The sequence below is a fragment of the Vibrio sp. La 4.2.2 genome (assembly GCF_027586995.1).
Taxonomy (GTDB): domain Bacteria; phylum Pseudomonadota; class Gammaproteobacteria; order Enterobacterales; family Vibrionaceae; genus Vibrio; species Vibrio mediterranei.
This window is the reverse complement of sequence record NZ_JAPPTJ010000006.1, coordinates 429809-456002: the sequence shown is the minus strand read 5'-3', so window position 1 is coordinate 456002 and position 26194 is coordinate 429809. Positions and strand designations below refer to the sequence as shown.

The 26194-nt window shown below is 44.6% G+C and carries 28 protein-coding genes and 1 other RNA gene; 17 read left to right on the top strand and 12 right to left on the bottom strand.

Annotation, left to right across the window (positions count from 1 at the left end; all coding sequences use genetic code 11):
* Positions 1 to 325 (top strand): transketolase-like TK C-terminal-containing protein (locus OH456_RS16650; protein WP_333482765.1); only part of this gene is annotated, 325 nt, incomplete at its 5' end.
* Positions 326 to 392: 67 nt separating this feature from the next.
* On the opposite strand, the gene OH456_RS16645 is transcribed toward OH456_RS16650, so the two are convergent.
* Entirely contained in the window at positions 393 to 623 is a 231-nt protein-coding gene (locus tag OH456_RS16645) for a hypothetical protein (RefSeq protein ID WP_124940580.1), read from the bottom strand.
* 189 nt (positions 624 to 812) lie between these two features.
* On the opposite strand from OH456_RS16645, the gene epd reads away from it, so the two are divergent.
* From epd to mscS, 4 genes are all read left to right on the top strand, one after another.
* The gene (gene epd / locus OH456_RS16640) at positions 813 to 1838 is read left to right on the top strand and encodes an erythrose-4-phosphate dehydrogenase (protein ID WP_124940581.1); all 1026 of its coding nucleotides are present in this window, start codon (positions 813 to 815) and stop codon (positions 1836 to 1838) included.
* Between the two features lie 152 nt (positions 1839 to 1990).
* Positions 1991 to 3154, top strand: coding sequence for a phosphoglycerate kinase (locus tag OH456_RS16635; protein WP_270033897.1), 1164 nt, complete (start codon positions 1991 to 1993; stop codon positions 3152 to 3154).
* Between the two features lie 136 nt (positions 3155 to 3290).
* Entirely contained in the window at positions 3291 to 4367 is a 1077-nt protein-coding gene (gene fbaA, locus OH456_RS16630; protein ID WP_124940582.1) for a class II fructose-bisphosphate aldolase, read from the top strand.
* 261 nt (positions 4368 to 4628) lie between these two features.
* Positions 4629 to 5495, top strand: coding sequence for a small-conductance mechanosensitive channel MscS (gene mscS / locus OH456_RS16625; RefSeq protein ID WP_124940583.1), 867 nt, complete (start codon positions 4629 to 4631; stop codon positions 5493 to 5495).
* A gap of 37 nt (positions 5496 to 5532) precedes the next feature.
* On the opposite strand, the gene OH456_RS16620 is transcribed toward mscS, so the two are convergent.
* Together OH456_RS16620 and OH456_RS16615 are read right to left on the bottom strand one after the other, a co-directional pair.
* A complete protein-coding gene (locus tag OH456_RS16620; protein ID WP_006075600.1) occupies positions 5533 to 6036 on the bottom strand; it encodes a YbaK/EbsC family protein in 504 nt (167 codons plus the stop codon).
* A 2-nt stretch (positions 6037 to 6038) separates the two neighbouring features.
* On the bottom strand, positions 6039 to 6659 hold the full coding sequence (locus OH456_RS16615) for a LysE/ArgO family amino acid transporter (protein ID WP_124940584.1): 621 nt from the start codon (positions 6657 to 6659) through the stop codon (positions 6039 to 6041).
* 142 nt (positions 6660 to 6801) lie between these two features.
* On the opposite strand from OH456_RS16615, the gene OH456_RS16610 reads away from it, so the two are divergent.
* Together OH456_RS16610 and OH456_RS16605 are read left to right on the top strand one after the other, a co-directional pair.
* Positions 6802 to 7698, top strand: a complete 897-nt coding sequence (locus OH456_RS16610) for a LysR family transcriptional regulator ArgP (protein ID WP_006075602.1) — start codon at positions 6802 to 6804, stop codon at positions 7696 to 7698.
* 104 nt (positions 7699 to 7802) lie between these two features.
* Entirely contained in the window at positions 7803 to 8498 is a 696-nt protein-coding gene (locus OH456_RS16605) for an oxidative stress defense protein (RefSeq protein WP_006075603.1), read from the top strand.
* A 47-nt stretch (positions 8499 to 8545) separates the two neighbouring features.
* Here the strand turns inward: OH456_RS16605 and serA are convergent, their stop codons facing one another.
* The 5 genes from serA to OH456_RS16580 all read right to left on the bottom strand — a co-directional run bounded on the left by serA (position 8546) and on the right by OH456_RS16580 (position 11968).
* Complete coding sequence (gene serA, locus OH456_RS16600; RefSeq protein WP_124940585.1) at positions 8546 to 9775, bottom strand: phosphoglycerate dehydrogenase; 1230 nt, start codon at positions 9773 to 9775, stop codon at positions 8546 to 8548.
* 291 nt (positions 9776 to 10066) lie between these two features.
* Positions 10067 to 10723 carry a ribose-5-phosphate isomerase RpiA gene (rpiA, locus tag OH456_RS16595; protein WP_006075606.1) on the bottom strand — a complete coding sequence of 219 codons (657 nt, stop codon included), beginning with the start codon at positions 10721 to 10723 and terminating at the stop codon, positions 10067 to 10069.
* Between the two features lie 151 nt (positions 10724 to 10874).
* Complete coding sequence (locus tag OH456_RS16590) at positions 10875 to 11468, bottom strand: 5-formyltetrahydrofolate cyclo-ligase (protein ID WP_268665826.1); 594 nt, start codon at positions 11466 to 11468, stop codon at positions 10875 to 10877.
* A 3-nt stretch (positions 11469 to 11471) separates the two neighbouring features.
* Positions 11472 to 11655: non-coding RNA, 6S RNA (ssrS, locus tag OH456_RS16585), on the bottom strand.
* Position 11656: 1 nt separating this feature from the next.
* A complete protein-coding gene (locus OH456_RS16580; RefSeq protein WP_240206453.1) occupies positions 11657 to 11968 on the bottom strand; it encodes a cell division protein ZapA in 312 nt (103 codons plus the stop codon).
* 285 nt (positions 11969 to 12253) lie between these two features.
* On the opposite strand from OH456_RS16580, the gene OH456_RS16575 reads away from it, so the two are divergent.
* The 3 genes from OH456_RS16575 to OH456_RS16565 are packed head-to-tail and all read left to right on the top strand — an operon-like array spanning position 12254 to position 15291.
* The gene (locus OH456_RS16575) at positions 12254 to 12835 is read left to right on the top strand and encodes a YecA/YgfB family protein (protein WP_006075507.1); all 582 of its coding nucleotides are present in this window, start codon (positions 12254 to 12256) and stop codon (positions 12833 to 12835) included.
* Positions 12836 to 12867: 32 nt separating this feature from the next.
* Complete coding sequence (gene ubiH / locus OH456_RS16570) at positions 12868 to 14061, top strand: 2-octaprenyl-6-methoxyphenyl hydroxylase (protein ID WP_270033893.1); 1194 nt, start codon at positions 12868 to 12870, stop codon at positions 14059 to 14061.
* Positions 14062 to 14070: 9 nt separating this feature from the next.
* On the top strand, positions 14071 to 15291 hold the full coding sequence (locus OH456_RS16565; RefSeq protein WP_031494012.1) for an FAD-dependent 2-octaprenylphenol hydroxylase: 1221 nt from the start codon (positions 14071 to 14073) through the stop codon (positions 15289 to 15291).
* A gap of 130 nt (positions 15292 to 15421) precedes the next feature.
* Here the strand turns inward: OH456_RS16565 and OH456_RS16560 are convergent, their stop codons facing one another.
* The 3 genes from OH456_RS16560 to ygfZ all read right to left on the bottom strand — a co-directional run bounded on the left by OH456_RS16560 (position 15422) and on the right by ygfZ (position 17751).
* A complete protein-coding gene (locus tag OH456_RS16560; protein WP_006075511.1) occupies positions 15422 to 15628 on the bottom strand; it encodes a DUF1107 domain-containing protein in 207 nt (68 codons plus the stop codon).
* A 683-nt stretch (positions 15629 to 16311) separates the two neighbouring features.
* Positions 16312 to 16776 carry an aminoacyl-tRNA deacylase gene (locus OH456_RS16555; RefSeq protein ID WP_006075512.1) on the bottom strand — a complete coding sequence of 155 codons (465 nt, stop codon included), beginning with the start codon at positions 16774 to 16776 and terminating at the stop codon, positions 16312 to 16314.
* A gap of 3 nt (positions 16777 to 16779) precedes the next feature.
* Entirely contained in the window at positions 16780 to 17751 is a 972-nt protein-coding gene (gene ygfZ / locus OH456_RS16550; protein WP_270033892.1) for a tRNA-modifying protein YgfZ, read from the bottom strand.
* A gap of 178 nt (positions 17752 to 17929) precedes the next feature.
* On the opposite strand from ygfZ, the gene OH456_RS16545 reads away from it, so the two are divergent.
* Positions 17930 to 18190 (top strand): FAD assembly factor SdhE, encoded by a 261-nt coding sequence (locus OH456_RS16545; RefSeq protein ID WP_006075514.1) that lies wholly within the window; start codon positions 17930 to 17932, stop codon positions 18188 to 18190.
* Between the two features lie 440 nt (positions 18191 to 18630).
* Here OH456_RS16545 and nadB read toward each other — a convergent pair whose 3' ends face one another.
* Positions 18631 to 20253, bottom strand: coding sequence for an L-aspartate oxidase (nadB, locus tag OH456_RS16540; RefSeq protein WP_006075515.1), 1623 nt, complete (start codon positions 20251 to 20253; stop codon positions 18631 to 18633).
* Positions 20254 to 20625: 372 nt separating this feature from the next.
* On the opposite strand from nadB, the gene rpoE reads away from it, so the two are divergent.
* From rpoE to lepB, 6 genes are all read left to right on the top strand, one after another.
* On the top strand, positions 20626 to 21204 hold the full coding sequence (gene rpoE, locus OH456_RS16535; RefSeq protein WP_038228970.1) for an RNA polymerase sigma factor RpoE: 579 nt from the start codon (positions 20626 to 20628) through the stop codon (positions 21202 to 21204).
* A 26-nt stretch (positions 21205 to 21230) separates the two neighbouring features.
* Positions 21231 to 21833, top strand: a complete 603-nt coding sequence (locus OH456_RS16530; RefSeq protein WP_038228972.1) for an RseA family anti-sigma factor — start codon at positions 21231 to 21233, stop codon at positions 21831 to 21833.
* A complete protein-coding gene (gene rseB / locus OH456_RS16525) occupies positions 21830 to 22810 on the top strand; it encodes a sigma-E factor regulatory protein RseB (RefSeq protein ID WP_006075274.1) in 981 nt (326 codons plus the stop codon). The genes OH456_RS16530 and rseB overlap by 4 nt, the downstream gene beginning before the upstream one ends.
* A complete protein-coding gene (locus tag OH456_RS16520; protein WP_124940592.1) occupies positions 22807 to 23277 on the top strand; it encodes a SoxR reducing system RseC family protein in 471 nt (156 codons plus the stop codon). Before rseB ends, OH456_RS16520 begins: the two co-directional genes overlap by 4 nt.
* 123 nt (positions 23278 to 23400) lie before the next feature.
* A complete protein-coding gene (gene lepA, locus OH456_RS16515) occupies positions 23401 to 25194 on the top strand; it encodes a translation elongation factor 4 (RefSeq protein ID WP_006075276.1) in 1794 nt (597 codons plus the stop codon).
* Between the two features lie 101 nt (positions 25195 to 25295).
* Positions 25296 to 26192 carry a signal peptidase I gene (lepB, locus tag OH456_RS16510; protein WP_270033887.1) on the top strand — a complete coding sequence of 299 codons (897 nt, stop codon included), beginning with the start codon at positions 25296 to 25298 and terminating at the stop codon, positions 26190 to 26192.
* Positions 26193 to 26194: the final 2 nt, after the last annotated feature.

Genomic DNA, 26194 nt, shown 5'->3' with positions numbered 1-26194 from the left:
GGGCTCTGAAGTTGAGCTAGCAACAAACGCTTACGCTGAACTGACAGCTGAAGGTAAAAAGGTACGTGTAGTGTCTCTTCCTTCTACTGACGTATTTGATGCGCAAGATGAAGCATACCGTGAAGCGGTTCTTCCTGCGGCAGTGACTAAGCGTATTGCTGTTGAAGCAGGTATTGCGGATTACTGGTACAAGTATGTTGGCTTCGGTGGCAAGATTATCGGCATGACAACATTCGGTGAATCTGCGCCAGCGGGTGAGCTGTTTAAGATGTTTGGCTTCACAACTGAAAACGTTGTAAACACAGCAAAAGAGCTACTTGCTTAATTTAGAAGACTCAATAAGCATCGTTAGTACATGAAAAGCCGAGCCCTAGAGCTCGGCTTTTTTATGACTATTCAAATTCACTACCTTTGTTATCCAACTCGCGTCTGCCACAGGTTTGGCAAGTGACATAGCGGTCCATATCATAGTAGTGCCCGCCATTGATAAACGCGTGCAGCAATAACTTAATTCGACCAAGGACCTTTGGGTCTTTGTCATAGCGACTTGGTTTACGTATCAAGACTTCGTTATGAACAGTTTCTTTATTACATGATTGGCAGTAATGCTGACCAGTAAACATGGGGCACCTCCTGTGCAGTGAAAACGAGGTCGTTAAATGGCACGAGAGATGAACCCTTTAACCATGGTAGCAGAGTGAACTTCTAGCGGATGGCGTGTTTTGGAGACTTGCCTCGCAACTGTTAATGCGAAATGACAGTTGATCGGTTACTATGCACACCTTCATAACGTGAACTAAGGATGTAGTGCGATGTTAAAAGTGGCTATTAATGGCTTTGGTCGCATTGGACGAAATGTACTTCGAGCAATCTATGAAAGCGGCAAAAACGATAAAATACAAGTCGTCGCGGTCAACGAGCTTGCTCAACCTGAAGCAATGGCACATTTGCTTCAATACGATACTAGTCATGGTCGATTTGCCAAGAAGATCTCTCACGATCAAGAGCACCTGTATGTTAATCACTGCGATGGCAAGTTCGATACGATTCGAATTTTACACTCTGCTGAGATAAATTTGCTGCCTTGGCGTAATTTGGACGTTGATATCGTCTTGGATTGCACCGGGGTATTTGGTTGTCGTGCCGATGGCCTAGAACATATCGCTGCGGGTGCTAAAAAAGTGCTATTTTCTCACCCTGGTTCACACGATCTTGATAACACTATTATTTATGGTGTGAATCATGACTCCTTGACACAAGAGCAGGTTATTGTTTCTAACGGCTCTTGTACCACTAACTGTATTGTTCCTGTCATTCAAGCGTTAGATGAAGCCTTCGGCATCGATTCCGGTACCATTACCACTATTCACTCGGCGATGAATGACCAACAAGTTATTGATGCCTATCACAGTGACTTACGAAGAACGCGTTCAGCAAGCCATTCTATCATTCCAGTTGATACTAAGTTGCATAAAGGTATTGAACGCATTTTTCCGAAATTTTCTAACAAATTTGAAGCAATTTCTGTCAGAGTGCCAACAATTAATGTCACCGCTATGGATTTAAGTGTAACTATAAATACGAATGTGAAAGTTAATGACGTAAATCAAGTCATTATTAACGCATCTCGGTGTACATTAGACGGCATTGTTGACTATACTGAAGCACCGCTGGTTTCGATAGACTTTAACCATGACCCACACAGTGCCATTGTCGATGGGACACAGACCCGAGTAAGCGATGGTCGCTTGGTCAAGATGTTGGTTTGGTGTGACAACGAGTGGGGCTTTGCTAATCGTATGTTAGACACTGCTTTAGCGATGCAGGCGTCCAAGTAGTATCAAGGGCGCAATTTGGGAAAATATTAATTTTGATGCTTGAAATTAATATTCATAAGCCCAATATAAGTAAGCAGTTGATGAATTCCAAAACTTGGCAAGAAGCCGGGTTTTCAAAAACTTTATTTATTTTTTAGTTGAGAGGACTAAACATGTCTGTAATCAAGATGACTGACCTGGAACTAGCAGGTAAACGCGTATTTATCCGTGCGGATCTGAACGTACCTGTGAAAGACGGTAAAGTAACTTCTGACGCGCGTATCCTAGCGTCTCTACCAACCATCAAGCACTGCCTAGAAGCTGGCGCTAAAGTAATGGTTACGTCTCACCTAGGTCGTCCTACTGAAGGCGAGTACGCAGAAGAGTTCTCTCTACAACCAGTTGTAAACTACCTAAACGACGCTCTTGATTGCGAAGTTAAGCTAGCAAAAGACTACCTAGAAGGCCTTGAGCTAAACACAGGTGAACTTGTTGTTCTTGAAAACGTTCGCTTCAACAAAGGCGAGAAGAAGAACGAAGAAGAGCTATCTAAGAAATACGCAGCACTATGTGACATCTTCGTTATGGATGCATTCGGTACAGCTCACCGTGCACAAGCATCTACTCATGGCGTTGGTATGAACGCACCAGTTGCATGTGCAGGTCCTCTACTAGCTAACGAACTAGAAGCGTTAGGTAAAGCAATGGATAAGCCAGCTCGTCCAATGGTTGCTATCGTAGGTGGTTCTAAAGTTTCTACTAAGCTAACAGTTCTTGAATCTCTATCTAAAATCGCTGACCAACTTGTTGTTGGTGGTGGTATTGCGAACACGTTCATCGCAGCTGCGGGTCACAACGTAGGTAAGTCTCTTTACGAAGCAGACCTAGTAGACACAGCTAAGAAGCTAATGGATGAGTGTGCAATTCCAGTGGCAACTGACGTTGCATGTGCAAAAGCATTCGACGAGAACGCTGAAGCAGAAATCAAACACGTTTCTGAAGTTCAAGACGACGATATGATTTTCGACCTAGGTCCAGACTCAACTGCTGAACTAGCGAAAATCCTAAAAGATGCTAAAACTATCCTATGGAACGGCCCTGTAGGTGTATTCGAGTTTAAGAACTTCGAAGCAGGTACTGAAGGCATTTCTAAAGCGATCGCTGAATCAGAGGGTTTCTCTGTAGCAGGTGGTGGTGACACGCTAGCGGCTATCGACAAGTTCGGTATCAAAGCTGACGTTTCTTACATCTCTACAGGTGGCGGTGCATTCCTTGAGTTCGTTGAAGGTAAAGTACTACCAGCAGTAGCAATGCTTGAAGAGCGTGCTAAAGCATAATCATCTTTATAGAGCGGGCTTATTGGTCCGCTTTTATCTATGCTGCAATGGGTGATTAACTTTGATACAATGCCGCCCATTGTGAGCAAACGATTGCCAATTTTTATTTAAAACGACAGAAAATAGGACTTATTCCATGTCTAAGATCTTCGACTTCGTAAAACCAGGTGTTATCTCTGGCGATGACGTTCAAAAAGTATTTGAAGTTGCTAAAGAGAACAACTTCGCTCTTCCTGCAGTAAACGTAGTTAACACTGACTCTATCAACGGTGTTCTTGAAGCAGCAGCTAAAGTTAAAGCTCCAGTTGTTGTTCAGTTCTCTAACGGCGGTGCTGGCTTCTTCGCTGGTAAAGGCGTTAAGCTTGAAGGTCAAGGCGCGCAAATCCTAGGTGCAGTTGCTGGTGCAAAATACGTTCACGCAGTTGCTGAATCTTACGGTATCCCAGTAATCCTTCACACTGACCACGCTGCTAAGAAACTTCTACCTTGGATCGACGGTCTTCTAGATGCGGGTGAAGAGTTCTTCGCTCAAACTGGTAAGCCACTATTCTCTTCTCACATGATCGACCTTTCTGAAGAGTCTCTAGAAGAGAACATCGAAATCTCTGCTAAGTACCTAGCTCGCATGGCGAAAATGGGTATGACTCTTGAGATCGAACTAGGTTGTACTGGTGGTGAAGAAGATGGCGTTGATAATTCTCACATGGACGCATCTGAGCTTTACACTTCTCCAGAAGACGTAGCATACGCATACGAGAAACTACACGCTGTTAGCCCACGTTTCACTATCGCTGCTTCTTTCGGTAACGTACACGGTGTATACAAGCCAGGTAACGTTGTTCTAACTCCAACTATCCTACGTGACTCTCAAGCATACTGTGCAGAGAAGTTCGGTATTGCACCTAACGCTCTAAACTTCGTATTCCACGGTGGTTCTGGTTCTACTGAAGCAGAAATCCAAGAGTCTATCGGCTACGGTGTTATCAAAATGAACATCGATACTGATACACAGTGGGCAACTTGGGATGGTGTCCGTTCTTACGAAGCTGAGAACCATGATTACCTACAAGGTCAAATCGGTAACCCAACTGGTGAAGACGCGCCAAACAAGAAGTACTACGACCCACGCGTATGGCTACGTGCTGGTCAATCTTCAATGGTTGCTCGTCTAGAGAAAGCATTCGCTGACCTAAACGCTATCGACGTACTATAAGATTAAATCGTATAAGATTTAACTGATAGTCAGATTAAAAAAGTCGCTCTTTAGAGCGGCTTTTTTTGTGTCTGATGAAAATTATGTGATTGTGCTTAAAAAAACTGGCATAAACGTATATGTTTGCGTAACCTTTTGTTAAGTAATGTGTATTGGTATTCATACTCTCAATACATCTCACCAAGTGCACCTTTGCTAATAGTACAGTGGTATTAGCTAAGGTTCGCTACGCACTATTTATATTTTCAAGAGGTAAACAATATGGCCAATGAGTCAGTTGATATCCAAGCACCTATTGTGGATGGATTGTCGAAAGCGGAGCAGTGGTTAACCAACAACTCCGATTTACTTGTTCAATATGGCGTGAATATCATTTCAGCTATTCTGATTCTGTTTATTGGTAATATCGTTGTAAAAGCGGTGGCTAATAGCGTTTCTAAATTGCTGCATAAGAAGAAAATGGATAAGGCCGTTGTTGAGTTTATCCACGGTATTGTTCGCTACACATTATTCGTTATTGTTTTAATTGCCGCATTAAGCCGAATTGGTGTTCAAACTGCGTCAGTGGTAGCGGTAATTGGTGCCGCTGGTTTAGCCATCGGTCTAGCACTGCAAGGTTCACTATCAAACTTTGCAGCAGGTGTCTTGATTGTGGGTTTCCGTCCTTTCAAATCAGGTGACTATGTTGAGATCGGTGGAGTGGCTGGTTCAGTGGACTCTATTCAAATATTCCAAACGATTCTAACTACTCCAGACAACAAGATGGTTGTTGTGCCTAATGCCTCGGTTATTGGCTCACCGATCACGAACTACTCTCGCCATGCCACGCGTCGTATCGACCATGTTATCGGTGTCTCTTACGGTGCAGATCTGAAGAAGACTCAAGAAGTGATTCGCAAAACCCTTGAAGCGGATGAGCGCATTCTAAAAGAGCCAGGCACTACAATTGGTGTCGTCGCCCTTGCAGATTCTTCAGTGAACTTTGTTGTGCGTCCTTGGGTTCGTACCGAGCAGTACTGGGATGTATATTTTGACTCGCTCCAAGCGATCAAAGAAGCATTAGACGCAGAAGGCATCGAAATTCCATTCCCTCAAATGGATGTTCATTTGAACAAAGTTGAAAGCTAATCCGCGTTTTACTGTCAATAAAGCAAAAGGTGAAGCATTATGCTTCACCTTTTTTCATGTCTAGTTCAATGATGTCATTTGGCAGCAGAAACAGTACTCGTTTTAAATCTGCTCCTGACAAACCGAAAGTCCATTCAGGTAAACCTGGTGTGTATAAGACTTCCTGAGCTGAAAACAGAGCCTTATCGACGACAATCATTATCTCTTCTGGTAACCCAATAGGACAAACCGCTCCTGGTACACAACCTATTTGTTCAGTCATATCTTCGTTGCTGCAAATTGAAGTGCGCTTTCCAACCGCTTGCTTCAATAGAGCTTTGTCGAGTCGGGTATCTTTATCGGTGAGAAAGAGTGCAAACCCGCCTCCTTTCTTCTTCAAAAATAAACTCTTACTATGAGTGCCTGTCCATCCTAACTCTTTGGCAATTCGTTCATCAGTGGCAAAGTCAAGAATAGGCTCGTGTTGCCACTGGTTAAATGAAATAGCATGCTCATTGAGTAGGGCAACATTGGTCAAATATATCTGCTGGGTATTATCCATCGTTAGGCCATCAATCCTTTAGTCAGTAGCAAGGCGATAGTAAACATCATAGCGGCTACTGCCAAGTCGATACCTTTCTTCACCCTTGGTTTAGACAAGGTTGGTCCCAGTTTTGCGGCTCCAAGCGATAAGGAATAAAACCAAACAAACGATGCGAGTACTGTGCCAATCGCAAAAGCGATACGATCGTTTCCTTCAAACTGACCACCAATGGAGCCGAGAATGACCACGGTATCCAGATACAGATGAGGATTTAATACCGTAACCGCTAATGCTCCTAGAACGACAGTGCGGCGACCGCGAGCTAAGACTTCACCTGAAGACTCTTGAGCCGATGGCTTTTTAAAAGCGCTCTTTAGAGAGAGCAGACCATAGCCAGTTAAAAATGCAATGCCGCCTAACGTTACCCCAGTAAGCAACAGTTCATTTTGCGATAATATCGCACCGCCACCGAAGATCCCCAAAGAGATAAACGTCATATCTAGCAGGCTACAAACCGTTGCCGTCGTAAGATGATGATTACGCTTAATTCCTTGATTTAAAACGTAAGCGTTCTGAGCGCCAATTGGGATAATCATTGTCGCGCCCAATCCGAAACCTTGAAGAAGCACCCAAAAATTCACTTTAATTTCCTCACCGCAGCATAAAAGAGAGCGTGAGAATAGCGATTCGTTTATGATTAGGATAGTTAATAATATTAATGAGAAATAAGTCATACTTATGATGTGTGATTTGTAATCAAAGCGATGAAAAAGAGGGCGATTTATGCGCGGATTAGATTACAAATGGATCGAAGCGTTGGACGCAATTGTTGAGCAACGAAGCTTCGATAAGGCGGCAGAGCACCTGTATATTTCTCAGTCTGCCGTGTCTCAACGAGTTAAGCAATTAGAAAAATGGCTGGCTCAGCCTGTCCTTGTTCGAGAGCAACCACCAAGACCGACCGCTGTAGGGAAAAAGCTCTTAGGTTTATATCGTCGAGTGCGGCTACTTGAGCAAGAACTGGTGCCAGAACTCGCGGCTGACTTGGGGGATAAACCGCTTTCAGTGTCATTAGCAACCAACGCTGATAGCTTAGCGACGTGGCTGCTTCCGAGTTTGTTTCCGCTTTTGGAAGCGAAACGAGTTGAACTCAATCTCATTGTTGATGATGAAGGTCGCACCATCGAAAAGCTCAAAAACGGTGAAGTAGTCGGCGCAATAAGTTTAGAGTCGCAATCTATCCCTGGGTGTGTGGCTGACTATTTAGGGCGAGTCGATTATCTTTGTGTGGCAAGCCCAAGCTTTATTAAACGCTACTTCAGCCAAGGAGTGAACCGAGAAAGTTTAATTAAAGCGCCAGCAGTGGCTTTTGACCAACATGATAAGATGCATCAGCGATTTGTTAATCAACACTTTAATATTATGCCGGGCAGCATACTCAAACATACGGTGCGCAGCTCAGAAGCCTTTGTGAAGCTTGCGGTCGCGGGTGTGGCTTACTGTCTTATCCCCAAGTTACAAATTCAAGATGAACTGGCATCGGGGGCGTTAATTGAGCTTACGCCTAATATTTTGCTGTCTCATCAAATTTATTGGCACCACTGGCAACTTGAAAGTGGGGTGCTTGGTGAGGTTTCAGACGCCATTATTAGTCACGCGAGACAGTATTTGCCTCAGTAGTGGAACGTCATGTTTGTGTCAGTGTTTACTTTTTAGGGAACCTATATTCTCAACTTATGCCTAATCTTGAGTATAAAGGTTAAAAACAGAACGAGGATTCTTCAATGAAACGCTCATTTGCACTAGGTACATTAGTCGTTGCCCTGTTTGCTACGCCAGTTTTTGCAAGCCAACCAGATTTCCCCCATATCTCAACCACGGGTTATGGTGAGATAGAGGCAACACCAGATATGGCAGAGTTTTCGGTGCGAGTTGTACAGTCTCAAATGAATGCTGACCAAGCTAAACAAGGTGTTGACTCTGTGGTAGACAAGTTTCTTTCTGGCTTGATGTCTGAAGGCATCGAAAAGAAAGATATTCAGAGCTCAAACCTGTACTTATCGCCTCAGTACCATTATCCAGAAAAAGGTAAACCTGAGTTGGTTGGCTATCGTGCATCGCGTACAGTGACCGTTCAGGTGATGGACTTAGAGAATCTTAATAACTATCTCGATCTTGCGCTTGAGTCAGGGATTAACCAAGTTGACAACATTCAACTTAAAGTGAAAGACCAAGGTCAGTACCAAGAAGCGGCACGCATGGCGGCCATTAAAGATGCGCAAAGCAAAGCTGCTTCGCTAGCGAAAGGATTTGATCAAAATCTTGGCAAAGTATGGCGTATTGAATATCGTCAGCCGATGAACCAACCCGTAGTGATGCGCAGTATGGCGATGGATAGTAAAATGGAGTCTAATAGCTATCAAGACTCGGTAATTACTATTCGTGACCGAGTGGATGTTACCTATCAAATTGGAAAATAAAAAAACGCCCTGACTAGTCAGGGCGTTTTTTTTTAGCTGTTGTTCGCTTAGTGCAGAATACGAGCTCGTAGTGTGCCTTCAATCAACTTTAGCTTAGCCAGCGCTTCTTCAGAGCGTGCTGTTTCGACATCAATAACCACATAACCGATATCTGAAGCTGTCTGCAAATATTGACCTGCGATGTTGATACCTTCATCCGCAAAGATGGTGTTTATCTGAGTTAGAATACCAGGGCGGTTTTTGTGAATGTGCAATAGTCGTGAACACTCGGTGTGCTCTGGCAGTGATACTTCTGGGAAGTTCACACTTGAAAGCGTTGAGCCGTTATCAGAATATTTCGCCAGTTTTCCAGCCACTTCTATACCGATGTTCTCTTGAGCTTCTTGCGTAGAACCACCGACGTGCGGCGTTAGGATCACATTGTCGAATTTCATCAATGGAGACTCAAATGGGTCTGCATTGGTCTTTGGTTCTTCAGGGAATACGTCAATTGCAGCTCCTGCAAGGTGACCTGCTTCGAGGGAATCGCAGAGAGCAGGGATATCCACCACGGTGCCACGGGCAGCGTTAATGAAGATGGCGCCCGGCTTCATTCTTTCAAACTCAGCGGCTCCCATCATATTCTTGGTTCCTGGGGTCTCTGGTACATGCAGAGAGATAACATCACACTTATTTAGTAGCTCAGTCATGGTATGAACCTGAGTTGCATTACCAAGTGATAGTTTGTTCTCAATATCGTAGAAGTACACACGCATACCTAAGTTTTCAGCAATAATGCCAAGCTGGGTACCGATGTGACCGTAGCCAATGATACCGAGTCGCTTACCACGCGCTTCGTATGAGTTATCGGCACTTTTCTTCCAGATTCCACGATGGGCAAGGGCATTTTTCTCAGGGATACCGCGCAGTAGTAACAGGATTTGACCAAGAACCAATTCTGCAACACTTCGCGTGTTAGAAAATGGTGCGTTGAAAACAGGGACGCCACGTTTCGCAGCAGCATCAAGGTTAACCTGGTTGGTACCAATACAGAAACAGCCGATTGCGACTAATTTGTCTGCGGCATTAATCACTTCTTCAGTCAGGTTAGTTCGTGAACGAATCCCGATAAAGTGAACGTCTTTAACGGCTTCAATCAGCTCTTCTTCTGGTAAGGAGCCTTTATGATAGGTGATATTGGTGTATCCAGCCGCTTGCAAAACTTCTACTGAAGATGGATGTAAACCTTCAAGTAGCAGAATCTTTATCTTATCTTTTTCCAGTGAAACTTTGGCCATTTAACTCATCCTTAACATGGGAAATTCGGGCTTAATTAGCGCACATTTGACAGTGAGAATATCGAGGAGGGAGCTTCCAACTGCTTGAGGCAAACGTTTTCCTTGTGCGTCTTGTGACCAATAAAGTAACAAAAAAGTTGTACGTTGGGTAAGAAAATTACGGAATAAGGCATAATTTTCTTATAGAAAAACGAAAAAACGGCACCTAAGGTGCCGTTTGTAGTCTAATGACGTAATCGCGTTTAATATATTGACCAGCTTTGCTAGGTGCTATTAGAACCCGTTTAGTCTTTATTCTTCGATTTTTGCACCTTCTGGAGTGCCAGTAATGATCACATCAGCGCCACGGTGTGCAAATAAACCTACCGTTACCACGCCTGCTAGAGCGTTGATTTTGTCTTCCATATCTTTAGCATCAGTGATTTGCATACCGTGTACGTCTAAAATGACGTTACCGTTGTCTGTAATCACGCCTTCACGGTAAACCGGGTCACCACCAAGTTTCACTAGTTCGCGAGCCACGTAAGAACGTGCCATTGGAATAACTTCTACAGGTAGTGGGAACTGGCCAAGAACATCAACGGCCTTAGTACCATCAACGATACATACAAACTTGTCTGAGATAGCGGCTACGATCTTCTCACGTGTTAGTGCTGCACCACCGCCCTTGATCATGTCACGAGTTGGGTTAATTTCATCTGCGCCATCAACGTAAACATCAAGATAAGCCACATCGTTGCAGTCGAAGACTTCAATGCCTAGCGCTTCTAGCTTCTCTGTTGAAGCAATCGAACTGGATACTGCACCTTTGATATCTTCTTTGATTGTGCCTAGTGCATCAATGAAGTGGTTTACAGTTGAGCCTGTGCCAACACCAACAATGCTATCTTTTTCGACATACTTTAGCGCCGCCCAACCAGCAGCTTTCTTCATCTCGTCTTGAGTCATGGTTGAATCCCAGTTTTGATTTAAGGTGAAAATGCGGGCGAATTATATATCAATTTCGACGACAAATGCGCTGAAAAAATAGTGATATGACAAAAAACTGCGAAAAACAGCAATCGATTGCTCTATTTCTCTTCGGAGGTGAAGTAGGAAGCTATTTGTTCCAGTGCCAGATCTTACTTGGTGTGACTATAGTGGCTAGTGGAATGTCCCATGACTCGCTCGGCAGTGTATCTACTTGTTGGCAATCATGCGCAAGGCCAATAGCAGTCGGGCCTAAATCAGAGTTTTCCCAAGGAGCTAACGTTCGATCATAGTATCCACCTCCCATGCCTAAGCGTTGACCTGAATCATCAAAGGCGACCAAAGGGGTAAAGATAATATCCAACTCGGACACTGGACAAATAGCTCGCTGATCAAGCTTGGGCTCTAAAATCTTATATTGATTGAGGACTAAAGGCGTATCTTGAGCGTAGCGAAGGAAAAGTAACTGACCTTTTGAGAAGGGGTGAATCACTGGCAAATAGGTTTCGATACCCTGTTGCCAAAACGATTGAATGGTCGGTAACGTATCCAGTTCACCATCTGTGGCTAGGTACAAAGCGACTTTTCTGGCAGTACTAAGGATGCTCAATTCGCCAACTCTTGTCATTAAGTTATTGGCGTGGATAGATTGTTGGTCTTGGTTTATCGATTGGCGACGAGAGCGTACGAGAGTACGTATTTGTTGTCTTGTAGAAAGAGACATTAGGAATACCCCAGAGTGCCGTTGAGGATTGTGGCCCTTGAACCAGCTGGTTCAAGGCGGATCAGCAATGTTAACCGTAGGCTTCTCGGTACGAGCCGAGCTTGCTCAATAGTTATCAAATACTAACCCTTTGGTATTGCTTATCGGCTCAGGGACTTAAATCCACTGACGTACACCCCAGGGTAAAATTAGGTTTGCTGTCCTTGCTTTACTTTACTAATTGCATCTTCTAGAGATGCGGTGAGCTGTTCCATACGCTCGTTCATTTGTGCCACTTCTTGTTGTGACTCATCGCTACGATTATTGAGTTCATACGACATGTTCAATGCAGCAATGGTAAGCAGTTTAAGCTCGTTGGTTACTTTAGTCCTTTGGGACATTTCTTGCAATCGATTATCTAGGTCTTGGGCTGCTTTAATCAGGGTTTCTCTCTGATCTGGGGGGCAATTCACCCGTGTCAGTTTTCCCAAGATTTCGACTTCGACAGCTTGATTTTCCATAATGACAAGAACTCTTTTAAGTATCACCACATTAGGTAATGTTGAGGAAGAAACTATAGGTAAACGAGCATTAAGATTCAAGCTTTTCTGTAGTGTCGGTGCCAATTGCGTGGCTAACAACACACGAAATCGACAATTCGCACAAAAGCTACTCAGAAACGTGTGGGATGGCGTTTTCGCCAGAGGTGGGAAGTGATAGCATTGCAGGTCAGATTCAAAAACCTATGTTATGAATAGCGAGCTTATTCATAAACATGGTGCTAATTCATTGAAACGAGTATTGCTATGAGTGAAACAACACTACCTAATTACATTACGATTGCTACTGAGCTGCAGCAGGCGGGGTTGGCAGTATCGCCAGCGGAACTTCATGGCTTGCTTGTGGGTATGGTAAGTGGTGGATTAGGGCTGAGCGATGACAGCTGGCAGCCACTTATTTTCGATTACACCAATGATGGTATGGGTTGGCCGCAATCGAATTTGGCTACGGCGAAATCTCTACTCGCTTTTTCAATCAAAGAACTAACGGCAGAACAGGGTTTTGAGCTTTCATTGCTTATCCCTGGAGAAGAGGTTGAAGCAAGTGTCTTTGAAATTGCCGATGGTTTGAGTGAATGGGTAAACCACTTTATTTCCGGACTGGGCTTAATTAATGCGCCTCTAAAAAAGGCATCTGCTGATGCCAAAGAAGCGCTTGCTGATTTGGAAGAAATAGCAAGACTGGGCATCGATGAAGATGATGATCTAGAAGAACAAGCTCAGCTTTTGGAGCAGGTAATCGAGCACGTAAAAGCGTGTGCATTGACCATTCATGCTGAGTTTGGCGTAAAACCAAGTAAACCGTCAGAAACACCGACCATTCACTAATTAGTTCGTCCGTCTTATCAAGGAGAAAGGCAGTGTCAAATAAGTATGATGTTGTAATTGCAGGAGGAGCAATGGCAGGGGCTACTCTAGCTATGGCTCTCGACTACTGCAGTGATCATGCGTTGAAGATTGCTGTTATCGAACCATTTCTTTCGGACAGCCAATCGCACCCTGGCTTTGACGCTCGTTCGATCGCTCTTTCCCATGGTACCGTAGAGATTCTCAAGCAGTATAAGTTGTGGTCGTTGATTCAAGACCATGCCACACCTATTACTCATATTCATGTCTCAGATCGCGGTCACGCCGCCATGACTGACTTCTACGCGGCGAAAGAAGGGTTAAAGGCAATGGGGTATGTGGTCGAACTTGCGGAGCTAGGGCGCCGATTTAATCAAAGACTCACTAATAGCTCGAACATTGATTTACTTTGCCCTTGCTCGGTAGAGGATGTAGCTCAACACCAGCATCATGTTGCCGTCTCAGTCAAAGATGAGTCTGGCAGCGTCAGCCTACTTGAAGCAAAACTTCTTGTGGCTGCTGATGGAGCAGACTCAAAGAGCTGTCAAACTGTAGGTTTAGAGCAGCTGAGTCATGATTTCGGACAAGTTGCGATCGTCGCTAACGTCAAAACCAGTGAAGATCCTAATGGTCGCGCCTTCGAGCGTTTCACTGAACATGGTCCGTTAGCCTTGTTGCCTATGTCTGATGAGCGAAGTTCTTTAGTATGGTGTATGACTCCGGAGCGTGCACAGCAAGTCGTGAACCTTCCTGACACTGACTTCTTGTCCCTTCTTCAACAAGAATTCGGCTGGCGCTTAGGTCGTTTTACTAAGGTAGGGGCGGTTGCCAGTTACCCACTTTTGCTACGTCATCGACCACAAATTGTTAAACATCGAGTCGCTGCTGTCGGTAATGCAGCTCAGACGCTACACCCTATTGCAGGGCAAGGCTTTAACCTTGGGATTCGCGATATTGCGACTTTGGTCGATTCGTTGCTTGAAAGCCTTCAAGATGTAGGTGAATACGCTAATCTAAATAGATTCCAAAGCAATCGCCAGCAAGATCGAGAGCTGACGATCACCATGACGTCTGGGTTAGTACACATATTTTCAAATGACTTTTTTGCCCTTCGATTAGGCCGAAATGTAGGTTTAGGGCTAATGGATAATTTTCCACAGCTTAAGTCGCCGATTTTTAATCGAGCACTTGGGGTTGTGAATAGGTAGTACAGAGATATGCAAAGTTTTGACTTAGCCATCATAGGTGGCGGAATGGTGGGCCTTGCTCTCGCCCGCGCACTGAAAGACACCGATCTGCGAATCGCAGTCGTAGAAGGGAATACTCCAGACAAAGATATTTCAGGAGACCCTGATATTCGTGTCTCAGCTTTAAGCCGTGCCAGTGAGACCATATTGAAAAACCTCGGGGCATGGGATGCAATTCAGAAACATCGCTGTGCTCCTTATTACGCTATGGAAGTTTGGGAGCAGGACAGCTTTGCTCGTATTGAGTTCTCTGCTAGTCAGATGTCTCAACCAGACCTTGGCCATATCGTTGAAAATCGTGTCATTCAGTTGGCCTTGTTAGAGCAAGTTGAAGGACAAAATAACGTGACGCTCTTTATGCCGCATCGTTGCCAGTCAATGGCCGTAGGTGAAAGTGAAGTGTGGATGACGTTAGATAATGGGCAGTCATTTACTAGCAAATTGGTAGTGGGTGCAGACGGTGCCAACTCATGGGTGAGAAAGCAGCAAGATATCCCACTTACTCATTGGGATTATGGACACAGTGCCCTAGTTGCGAATATCTCGGTTGATGACTTTCATGATTGTGTTGCGAGACAAGTGTTTACACCGCAAGGGCCGCTTGCATTTCTACCATTAGATGACCGCAGTCTATGTTCTATCGTTTGGTCAACCGAACCACAACGAGCAGAAAAACTTGCCAAAATGTCGGAAGCGGAGTTCAACAAAGCGCTGACCGCTGAATTTGATAGCCGCTTAGGTCTCTGCCATGTGAAGTCTGAACGACGAGTTTTCCCTTTGAAGATGCGTTATGCGCGTGACTTTGTTACCGAGCGAGTTGCACTTGTTGGTGATGCTGCACACACCATCCATCCACTCGCAGGGCAAGGTGTTAACCTAGGATTGCTTGATGCTGCCAGTCTGTCACAAGAAATATTTAAGTTATGGCGCGCAGGAAAAGATATTGGTCGCAAGCGTAACCTGCGTGAATATGAACGTTGGCGCAAAGCGGAGGCGGCTAAAATGATCGCTGCTATGCAAGGCTTTAAAGACCTGTTTGAAGGAGATAACCCTGCGAAGAAACTTATTCGCGGTATCGGTATGAGCTTGGTAGGACAGTTGCCTGGTGCGAAGCAAGAAATTATGAGCCGTGCTTTGGGAATGAGGGGGCACCTACCAGAACTAGCAAAGACAGAAGTCAGTCAGAGTTAACCACTGAGTTAAATTTAAAAACTAAAAAGGGGCAGCGTGGCTGCCCCTTTTGGATGGTTGTAGTTGTTGCCCATCTTGGTGGGCTTAAGTTTAGCGTAGGGTTGTTATCGTTATTCGATTGTAATGTTCTTTAAGCGTATGCGCAGCGAAGTTTCATAACCTCTTGGTTTATCTCTTTTACCGCTTGGAAATGACGCTTTTCGGCGCGTTCAGGAATGATCAATTTACCATTGTCAAACTCAAATCCGCCTAAACCATAAATATAGATTCTGCCTCTGAATAGTCGACTCACATGTTTAGCAATCATACCTGGTGTATAGCGCTTAAACAGTCTCATTTAGCCTTCCTTATAATGTTACCTAGCGAACGAATTATAGTTAAAACCCTAATCTAAATGTGTGATAGCACGGGCTTTACGAGCGTGCTGATACAACCAAGTGAGCGTTTTGTGGAGCGTTTTGCAATTCCATTGCGATGTCACGATATCTCCGTGATATTTAGCACAAAAGCCTCGATTGGGGTCTTCCATTCTCAATTTTTGCTCTATTTGAATAGCTTAGTATGACACTGGTATGAATCGAGCTTTTTAGTCGCCCTGCAATCATCAACCTGTTTGTTCCATTGGCTATTATTAATAGGTACGTATATGTAGACCGACCAAATCAGAAAAAGTTGTCACGAGGACACACTCTTTTACAAAACCTAGACATAAAGGGGAGAGATCGTGTGGAAGGTAGCAAGGGAACTCGAAAAAAAAGCCCGCATAGCGGGCCAAATGTCACAGATGCATTACACAAAAGTGGAGTTACTGCCTGAGCAGAGATTCACTCTAGTGTTGCCACCAGTAGCCTTGAAGTGCTAACTGGTGACAATATGTACAATACCCCAAAAAAACATCAATGACTATTTATGCTTAAAAAATGTATAAAATCTCATTGAATCTAAGTGTTAAATTAGATCCATTTCACGCTTCTATGATCTAAGACGACATTAATTTGCATCGATTGGTTACGGAAACCGCTACCGAGTGATATCCGACCATTGAGGAGAACAGTGAGCAACGAGATCACTGAGCGCGATCTCAAGACCCGCAATGCGTTGCCCACTGCTGATGGTGACTAAGGTATTTTGCTTTAATTCATTATCAAAAATGATAGGCATGGGGTTTTTTAACAGCAAGGGAGTGACTGTGCCAATAGCAAAACCTGTAAGAGCTTCAACTTGTTCACTGGAAACACAGGTCATTCGACGAGTATTCAATAAAGCGCGTACTTTTTTCGGATCCACTTGTTTGTTGCCCTGACAGCAGGCAAGGACAAGTTGGTTATCCATATCTCGCAGTAACAAGGTTTTGACCATTTTGTGAGTTTCGATACCACGTAATTTGGCAGCATCCTCGATGGATACTGCCTCACGGGATTGCATCAAGACTCTATAGGGAATATCACGTTCATCCAGATAGGCGGTTATGCGTGTATCAATCATCCCTTACTCTTGGTCGAGTGGGTAAGGTGGCAGTTCTAGGCTCAAACGACTGTTTGGTTGAGAAGCTAAACGGAACTGAGAATCTTCATCGAGATTGTTGGCAATAACCATAGCGGCAACGAATTCGCCATTGCTGTACTGGTAATGTGCCAGTACCTCTCCGGCCTTACGCCAGTTCTCTCCCACTGAACGCTCGATGTCAATAATGTCGTCAACGCTAAGTGGAGAATCGAGTAGACCTCTCACATTTGCCAGCATGCGTTTGTTGATGCCACGATATTTCGCTCTTGCGACGGTCTCTTGACCTGTGTAGCAGCCTTTATTGAAGCTAATGCCATCTAGTGCTTGTAAATTCAAGGCTTGAGGTATGTGTTGATTTTGCTGCTCTGCTTCTAAGATAGGTAGCCCTTGCTCAATATCGAACTTGGTCCATAGTGATTCCGCGACCCAAAGTAACTCAGAATCAGAAGAAAGTAATGATTGCAGGTCATCATCAACTAACAGCATCCAACGCTCATCATTAATTTGAATAGCGGTGCTGCCCTTGTTTTGGCGCACAGCACCAGAGGTTGGGAATTGTTGATCAACCCATTGTTGAGCGCTTTTTCCCATCACACCTATAAGTGTTTTGGTGCTAATAATGAGTTCTACCTTAGAAAAAACGGCATATTTCTTGAGTTCCGTCAGTTCTTTCTCTAGTGCCGATTGAGGTTGAATCATGGCGTATCCGTTCTCAATGTGACACAGTCTAAAAGCACTCCACACTTTACCTTTAGCGTCACAATGCGCTCCAAAGGTGGATTGATTCTGCTCCAGCGAAACCACATCACAGGTAACCTGACCTTGAAGGTAAGACTTACGATCGTCGCCGGTCATTTCGAGAGCACCCCAACGATTCAGTTTGGTAAACAACAAATCGGGTAGTTCTGTGGTAGGTGTTATTTCAATTGCCTGTGTGTTTGGTTGCCAATCCATAGTTCTTGGTCTCGTTGGTAAACATATCACCCATGTTAATCTTCAGGATGGATTTTGTCAGCTGAATGTTGTTGCACGAAATCTTGTGATGAAAGTAGAGTTTGTGTGATGCAGACAGTGGTGAGCGATAAACTTGCTTGTTACACTCGGCCGATATTAGTTGTAGATGGAGAATGGAATGTACTCTAGTGAAGAAAAAGCTCGAATTAAGTGGGCATGTCGTCGGGGTATGTTAGAACTGGACGTAGTGATTATGCCGTTCTTTGAGGAATGCTTTGACACTCTCAACGATCAAGAACAGAAAGACTTTGTCTCTCTGTTAGAGTGTGACGATCCAGATTTATTTACTTGGGTAATGGGCCATGGTCGTAGTGAAAACTTAGGACACGCCTCTATGGTTGATAAAATCGTTGCTCATAACCTCAGCAAGGTCCGCTAAGCTCTTTTCAAGTCATGCAGGTAAGGCTGCGCTCGATAATGCCTACCTGCAGATTCATCCCTCATGTCTCGCTGCGATTATTAATAGTTCACTTACTATTCTAGTATTGGCAACTTGCATCGCGTCGTCCGCCCCGCTTTTACTCACACTTTACGTCATCGCTATATTCGGTCGGACTTATTGGTTGCATCCTGCCTTAAATGGCCAATTAATCTTGAAGTCATCTTTGGTCACATTAAATAATACCGAGCTTAACTCCCCCCGTTACTTTCTTGCTTTTCGCTACTGGCTTATAGGAATTTATGATCAAGACAATGGCTGGCGCTTAATCTGGCGGGATAGTTGTGATGAGTCGGCGTATCGTCGTTTGATTTTGGTAATAAAAAAGCAGTCACATCAGTGACTGCTTCGATATCATGGTGACGAGATAGGTCCCCAGATCAGACCGTTGGAGCTTGGTCTTGAGGCGATAGTATCGTTGGTCCGCTATTTTCTAACATATCAGGGTAGTCGAGAGTATAGTGCAGTCCGCGACTTTCTTTACGCTGCATTGCGCATCTCACCATCAATTCGGCAACTTGCAGTAAGTTACGCAGTTCAAGTAAGTTATTCGACACTTTGAAATTGCTGTAGTACTCATGTGTTTCTTGTTGCAACATTTGAATACGACGAAGTGCTCGCTCTAGTCGCTTGTCTGTGCGTACGATACCCATGTAATCCCACATAAATAGGCGTAACTCGTGCCAATTATGTTGAATAATGACTTCTTCATCAGAACAGCTAACTTGGCTTTCATCCCAAGCTGGAAGACCATCAACCAGAGCTGCATCGTCGAATTTCTCTAGAATGTCATTGGCTGCAGCCCAAGCATAGACCACACATTCAAGTAGAGAGTTTGATGCCATACGGTTCGCACCGTGAAGTCCGGTATAACTTACTTCACCGATGGCGTACAACTGTTCAAGGTCTGTTTTACCAGACTTATCCACCATGACACCGCCGCAGGTATAGTGAGCGGCCGGAACGATTGGAATTGGCTCCTTCGTCATATCGATGCCAAGGTCTTGAAGGCGCATATGGATGGTTGGGAAGTGTTTAATAATAAACTCTTCAGGCTTATGACTGATATCCAAATACATGCAATCTGCACCGAGACGCTTCATCTCGAAGTCGATAGCGCGAGCCACAACATCACGAGGAGCAAGTTCTTCACGCTCATCGAAATCGGGCATAAAACGCGTTCCATCAGGGCGTTTTAAGTAAGCGCCTTCGCCACGTAAAGCTTCCGTCAACAGGAAGTTTCGCGCGTCAGGGTGGAATAGACAAGTTGGGTGGAATTGGTTGAATTCTAAGTTAGCAACACGACAGCCTGAGCGCCAAGCCATAGCGATACCGTCACCAGAAGAGACATCAGGGTTAGATGTGTACTGATACACTTTTGATGCACCACCTGTGGCTAAGACAACAAACTTAGCGCGTACCGTTTCAACGTGCTCTTTATTGCGGTTCCAAATATAGGCGCCAACCACTTTGTCTTTATCACCGCCAACCTTGTCTTCAGTAATAAGGTCTAGTGCGTTGTAGCGTTCGAAGATTTCGATATTAGGATGGCTATTAACGTTATCTTGCAGAGTGGTTTGCATTGCCATGCCTGTGGCATCGGCGGCATGCAGAATCCTACGATGGCTATGACCACCTTCACGAGTCAGGTGATAACGAGGTTCTTCGTCTTTGGCGGTCTCTACTTGGTCAAAAGGAACACCACCATCGATTAACCATTGCACGCACTCTTTCGCATTTTCTGCGATAAACTGAACGGTGTCTTGTTCACAAAGCCCGGCTCCAGCGATATTGGTATCGTTAACGTGAGACTCGATGCTGTCTGTCTCATCGAATACCGCAGCAATGCCACCCTGGGCGTAGTAGGTCGCCCCTTCACTTCTTGGGCCTTTACTTAATACGATAACTTTAGCGCGTTCGGCGACTCGTAAAGCCAACGATAAACCTGCGGCGCCACTTCCTATGACTAAAACATCACAAAGATGCTCTCGGTTTGTGTTCATAATTACTTTAAAATCCTGACCTATCGTAGAGTAAAATCACTCTACCTAGATAAAAGTGCGCGATAGGAAGCTGCATAGACAGCTGGCGAAGGGCACTTGCATCAAGGATTACCTACCTGAGATAACACGTTGAAAAATCGATTGTGTTAAGGAGCTAAGTAATCCATTCTTGTAAATTGACAACATTGTAGTTGACGCCAAATCACATTGTGAATGATTAATGACAAAAAAACTGAGAAAGTTTTGAACTTTCCTATCTGCCTAGAGTCACAATAGTGCTCATGTTAGCGGTGGTGTCAAGACTACAATATGCATAATTAATACTCATATCTGTGAAGGTAAGGGTAATAACGAATAGGAGTGAACGCTCGCATGAACGAGCAGCCGACCGATCAGGTGTTGATTGAGCGCGTTCAAAGTGGAGATAAACAAGCATTTAACCTATTGGTTTTGCGCTATCAAAACAAGGTTTGCAATCTCATATCAAGATACGTGAGCAATTCGGGTGATGTAGCGGATATCGCCCAAGAAGCGTTTATAAAGGCGTATCGTGCGATCCCGACGTTTAGAGGTGAGAGTGCCTTCTATACTTGGTTGTATCGCATAGCAGTGAACACCGCAAAGAATCACATTGTGGCTCAGAGCCGTAGGCCGCCAGCCAGCGATGTTGATGCAGAAGATGCCGAATTTTTTGAAGCCGGTAACGCTTTGAAAGAAATTTCGAACCCAGAGAACTTAACGTTGTCGAATGAATTGAAGCGAACTGTTTTCGCTGCAATTGAAGCGTTACCTGAAGATTTGAAGACTGCAATGACGCTTCGAGAGCTTGATGGTTTGAGCTACGAAGAAATTGCAGAAGTAATGGATTGCCCAGTAGGAACGGTACGTTCGCGTATCTTCCGTGCTCGTGAAGCGGTAGAGAAGAAGATTAAGCCTCTTCTTCAACGCTAAAACTAGTTACAACTATGGTGAATATAATGGCTGACAAACAGAAGCTTTCAGCATTCATGGATGGAGACCTGATCGATGACGCGCTTATTGAAGCGTTGGAAAAAGATCAGGAGAGCAAAGAAACTTGGCATAATTATCATCTTATTGGTGATGTCATGCGTGGTGATGAGCCACAAAGTTTAGATTGGAATATTGCTGAAAGTGTGGCGTCTGCGCTCGAAAATGAGCCAGCGCATACGAGTGATATCGTAATGCCTATCGAGTCACAACCTACGCCTTCACAAGCGAAGCGCTTATTACCAGCTTGGATAACACAGTTTGGTCAAGTAGCGGTAGCGGCGTGTGTGTCTTTGGCAGTTATTTTAGGAGTACAGCAGTACTCTGGCCAAGATCCAGCACAGCCTGAAGCTGAGCAATTACCTGTTTTGCAGACTATTCCGTTTGCGGGCAGTGCTGAGCCAGTCAGCTTGACACGTGATTCGGTTGCAAAAAGCTCGAATGAAAGTGTCAACGTGCAAGAACAGCGTCGTCGTATCAACGCATTACTGCAAGATTACGAGTTACAGCTAAGACTAAACAGCGAAGATAATGCTTCGCACTCTGCTGATACAGAATCGGTAATTGAATGAAAAAATTTCTGACCAGTTCATTATTGCTGTTCAGTTTATTTGGTACCCAAGCCTTTGCAGAAGAAGAGTCTTCTGCGGAGGCTTTGTTGCATCAAATGAACGATGCCAGCCAGCAATTGAATTATGAACTGTCCTACATCCTTATCAAAAAGAACAGCATAGAGCCGTTACTTTACCGACACGCGAAAAGCGATACTCAACAATTAGCCCATCTTGTTTATCTAAGTGGTCCAGTAAGAGAAGTGATTCGACGTGGTAATGAAGTCAGTTACATCGAACCGGGTGTCGATCCGTTCACGATTGAATCTGGCAAGATGGTGGCTCCGTTGATGCCTTTACTCAACAGCGATGTAAAGCAGCTGAGTGAATACTATGATTACGTTCGAGTAGGCCGTGCGCGTGAAGCGGGAGCGCCGACACAAGTATTTAGAGTCGTTCCAAAAGATGGACTGCGTTACTCTTATGTATTGTGGGTGGATGAAAAGAGCAAGCTTCCGTTACGTGCTGATCTATTGGATCGTGACGGTGAAATTTTAGAGCAGTATCGTGTGATCTCATATGCGGTGAATGATCATATTGCCACAATGTTGAGCTCGCTTGATGACGTGCAGCTTCCGGCGGTTCTATCACTACCGAAAGGTAATATTGAGCAAACATTTTGGCATGTGGGTTGGGTTCCCAATGGTTTTCAACCTAAAGATCTTAATCGCTACCGTATGCTAGCAACTGAAGATGTGGTTGAGAGCCAAATGTTCACTGATGGTTTGTTCAGCTTTTCGGTCTATATCTCTGATCGTGATAGTAATTCTCTAAAAGGTCAGTTGATCCGTCAAGGCCGACGTACGGTTCATAGCATTGTTCTTAATGACAAACAAATTTCAGTCGTTGGTGATATCCCTCCTGCCACAGCGCAGCGTATTGCACAATCTGTTACACTTAACAAAGTAAATAAGGCAGATGAAGGCATTACCCCATGATGACCGCACTCGCGACGGTGACCTCGGTTGAACCCCAGGGTCACCAGCTCCACGTTGAACTAAGCTGTGATCAGCAAACCAGTTGTAGCTCCTGCCAGTCAAAGAGTAGTTGTGGAACTGGTATTGTTAGTAAAGCAGTGGGTAAGAAGCAACTTCATTGGCAGCTTGCTACGTCTAAACCTGTAAAGGCAGGCGATGTGGTTGAAATTGCGTTTCCGGAAAAGAGCTTACTTCAATCCGCAGCGTTGATTTACCTACTACCGCTACTGTTTTTGTTCATTGGAGCTATTGTGGGTCAATTGTGGTTAGCGCCATTATTAGGTGCTGGCGAGCTGGTGGTCATACTGACTTCAGCGTGTTTTGCTTTTATTGGCTTTAGGTTAGCCAAAAAGTGGGTTACCCCAATGGAGCGAGCTTCTTTCCAGCAAGTGAAGTTGGTCAGAGTGCTTGGTGAGTCGATTCTCTAGCCCATTGTCTAAATAAGGTGCGAACCGCATCGAAATTGGGTAGAATCTGCCAACTTAATTGAAATGCGCGTTTTTCCGCATTTTCTATTCCTTTTTGTTTAAGAGTTTAGCTACATCAAATCTATGAAGCACATTCGTAACTTTTCGATTATCGCCCACATCGACCATGGTAAATCAACCTTGTCGGACCGTTTGATCCAGGTTTGCGGCGGCTTAAGCGACCGTGAAATGGCGGCCCAGGTTCTTGATTCTATGGACCTAGAGCGTGAGCGCGGTATTACCATCAAAGCTCAGAGTGTTACTCTGGATTACACGGCGAAAGATGGGGAAACCTATCAGCTAAACTTTATCGATACTCCAGGGCACGTAGACTTCTCGTATGAAGTATCTCGTTCTCTAGCGGCTTGTGAAGGCGCGCTTCTTGTTGTTGATGCGGGCCAGGGTGTGGAAGCACAAACACTGGCGAACTGCTACACAGCCATTGAAATGGAGCTGGAAGTTGTTCCAGTATTGAACAAAATCGACTTACCAGCTGCGGAACCAGAGCGTGTCGCTGAAGAGATCGAAGAAATTGTTGGTATCGACGCAATGGAAGCAGTGCGTTGTTCAGCAAAAACAGGCCTTGGTGTTGACGATGTTCTAGAAGAAATCGTCAAAGCGATTCCTGCGCCAGAAGGCGATCCAGAAGCGCCACTTCAAGCACTGATTATTGACTCTTGGTTCGATAACTACCTTGGCGTAGTTTCTTTGGTTCGTATTAAAAACGGTAAACTGAAGAAAAACGACAAGATCAAAGTGATGAGTACTGGTCAAGTTTGGGGTGTAGACCGTTTAGGTATTTTCACACCAAAACAGATTGATACGACAGAGCTCAACACCGGTGAAGTAGGCTGGGTTGTTTGTGGTATTAAAGACATTTTAGGTGCGCCAGTTGGTGATACGCTGACTACCGCGAAAAACGGTTGTGAACAAGCGTTACCTGGTTTCCAAAAAGTGAAACCACAGGTTTATGCAGGTCTGTTCCCAGTCTCCTCTGACGATTATGAGAACTTCCGTGATGCACTTGGTAAGCTAAGTCTAAACGACGCATCTCTATTCTACGAGCCAGAGAGCTCTGCAGCACTTGGTTTTGGTTTCCGTTGTGGCTTCTTGGGTATGCTTCACATGGAAATCATCCAAGAACGTCTAGAGCGTGAATACGATCTGGATCTGATTACAACAGCTCCAACCGTAGTCTACGAAGTAGAGAAAACCGACGGTTCACTTCACTACGTGGATAGCCCAGCTAAGCTACCTGCTACCAATGATATTGAAGAGATTCGTGAGCCAATCGCACGCTGTAATATCTTAGTGCCGTCGGACTACCTAGGTAACGTGATTACATTATGCGTTGAGAAACGTGGTACTCAGGTTGATATGGTTTATCACGGAAACCAAGTTGCGGTGACTTACGATATTCCGATGGCAGAAGTGGTATTGGACTTCTTTGACCGTCTAAAATCAACGTCTCGTGGTTATGCATCACTGGACTACAACTTCCAACGTTTTGAAGCGTCAAACATGGTACGTGTTGACGTGTTGCTGAACGGTGACACAGTTGATGCATTGGCGATCATCACTCACAAAGACCAATCACAAAGTCGTGGTCGTCAGCTTGTTGAGAAGATGAAAGAGTTTATCCCTCGTCAGATGTTCGATATTGCGATTCAAGCGGCAATTGGTAACCACATCATCGCGCGCTCTACCGTTAAGCAGCTACGTAAAAACGTAATTGCAAAGTGTTACGGTGGTGACGTGAGTCGTAAGAAGAAGCTGTTGAAGAAACAGAAAGAAGGTAAGAAACGTATGAAGCAGATCGGTAACGTCGAGCTGCCACAAGAAGCGTTCCTTGCAATTCTGCATGTTGGCAAAGACTAATTCTTTGTTTTACGACGACATAATTTAAGTTTGAAGTGAAAGTGCCGTTGTGGTGCTTTCACTTTCGTTATTTTTATAGATACGAAAATTAAGGGAATGAAATGGCAAATACCTTCTCATTGATCCTCGTCATCGTGACGTTAGTGACAGGTGTCGTTTGGGTGCTGGATAAGCTCGTATTGAGAAAAAAACGTGAGCAAAAGCTCGCGGATATCCAAGCTCAAGCTACCCAAATCGATGAAGCAACCGCAAACAAAGCTGTTGCCCCATCATGGTTTGTTGAGAACAGTGTTTCTATTTTCCCTGTTATCGCCTTTGTTTTGGTATTGCGTTCATTCATTTATGAACCATTCCAAATTCCATCTGGTTCGATGATGCCGACGCTTTTGGTTGGCGACTTCATCTTGGTTGAGAAATATGCTTATGGTCTAAAAGATCCAGTATGGCGTACTCAGCTAGTTGAAACCGGTAAACCAGAGCGTGGCGATATTGTGGTATTTAAATACCCACCTCAGCCAAGCATCGACTACATCAAGCGTGTTGTTGGCTTACCAGGTGATACTGTTCGATATAGCGCGCGTAAGGATATTTGCATCCAAACCAAAGGTACATCGACGTGTAAACCGGTGAAGCTATCCAATGTGGAAGATAGCCCATTTGTACAAAATGGTATCCCTCTGATTCAGATGGATGAAAAGCTGGGTAAAGTGGAACACCAAATCTTGGTTAACCCTTTGCGTCGTGACCGTGTTGACCAGTATCAACCACGTAACGGTGTGAATGAATGGGTGGTTCCAGAAGGTCATTACTTTGTAATGGGTGACAACCGCGATAACAGTGCTGACAGCCGCTACTGGGGATTTGTGCCAGCAGGTAATTTAGTGGGCAAAGCTGTTGGTATCTGGATTAGTTTTGAATTTGAACGTGGCGCAGATAGCATTCTGCCTACATGGATCCCAACCGGTGTAAGATTTAATCGCATCGGTGGAATAGACTGAAC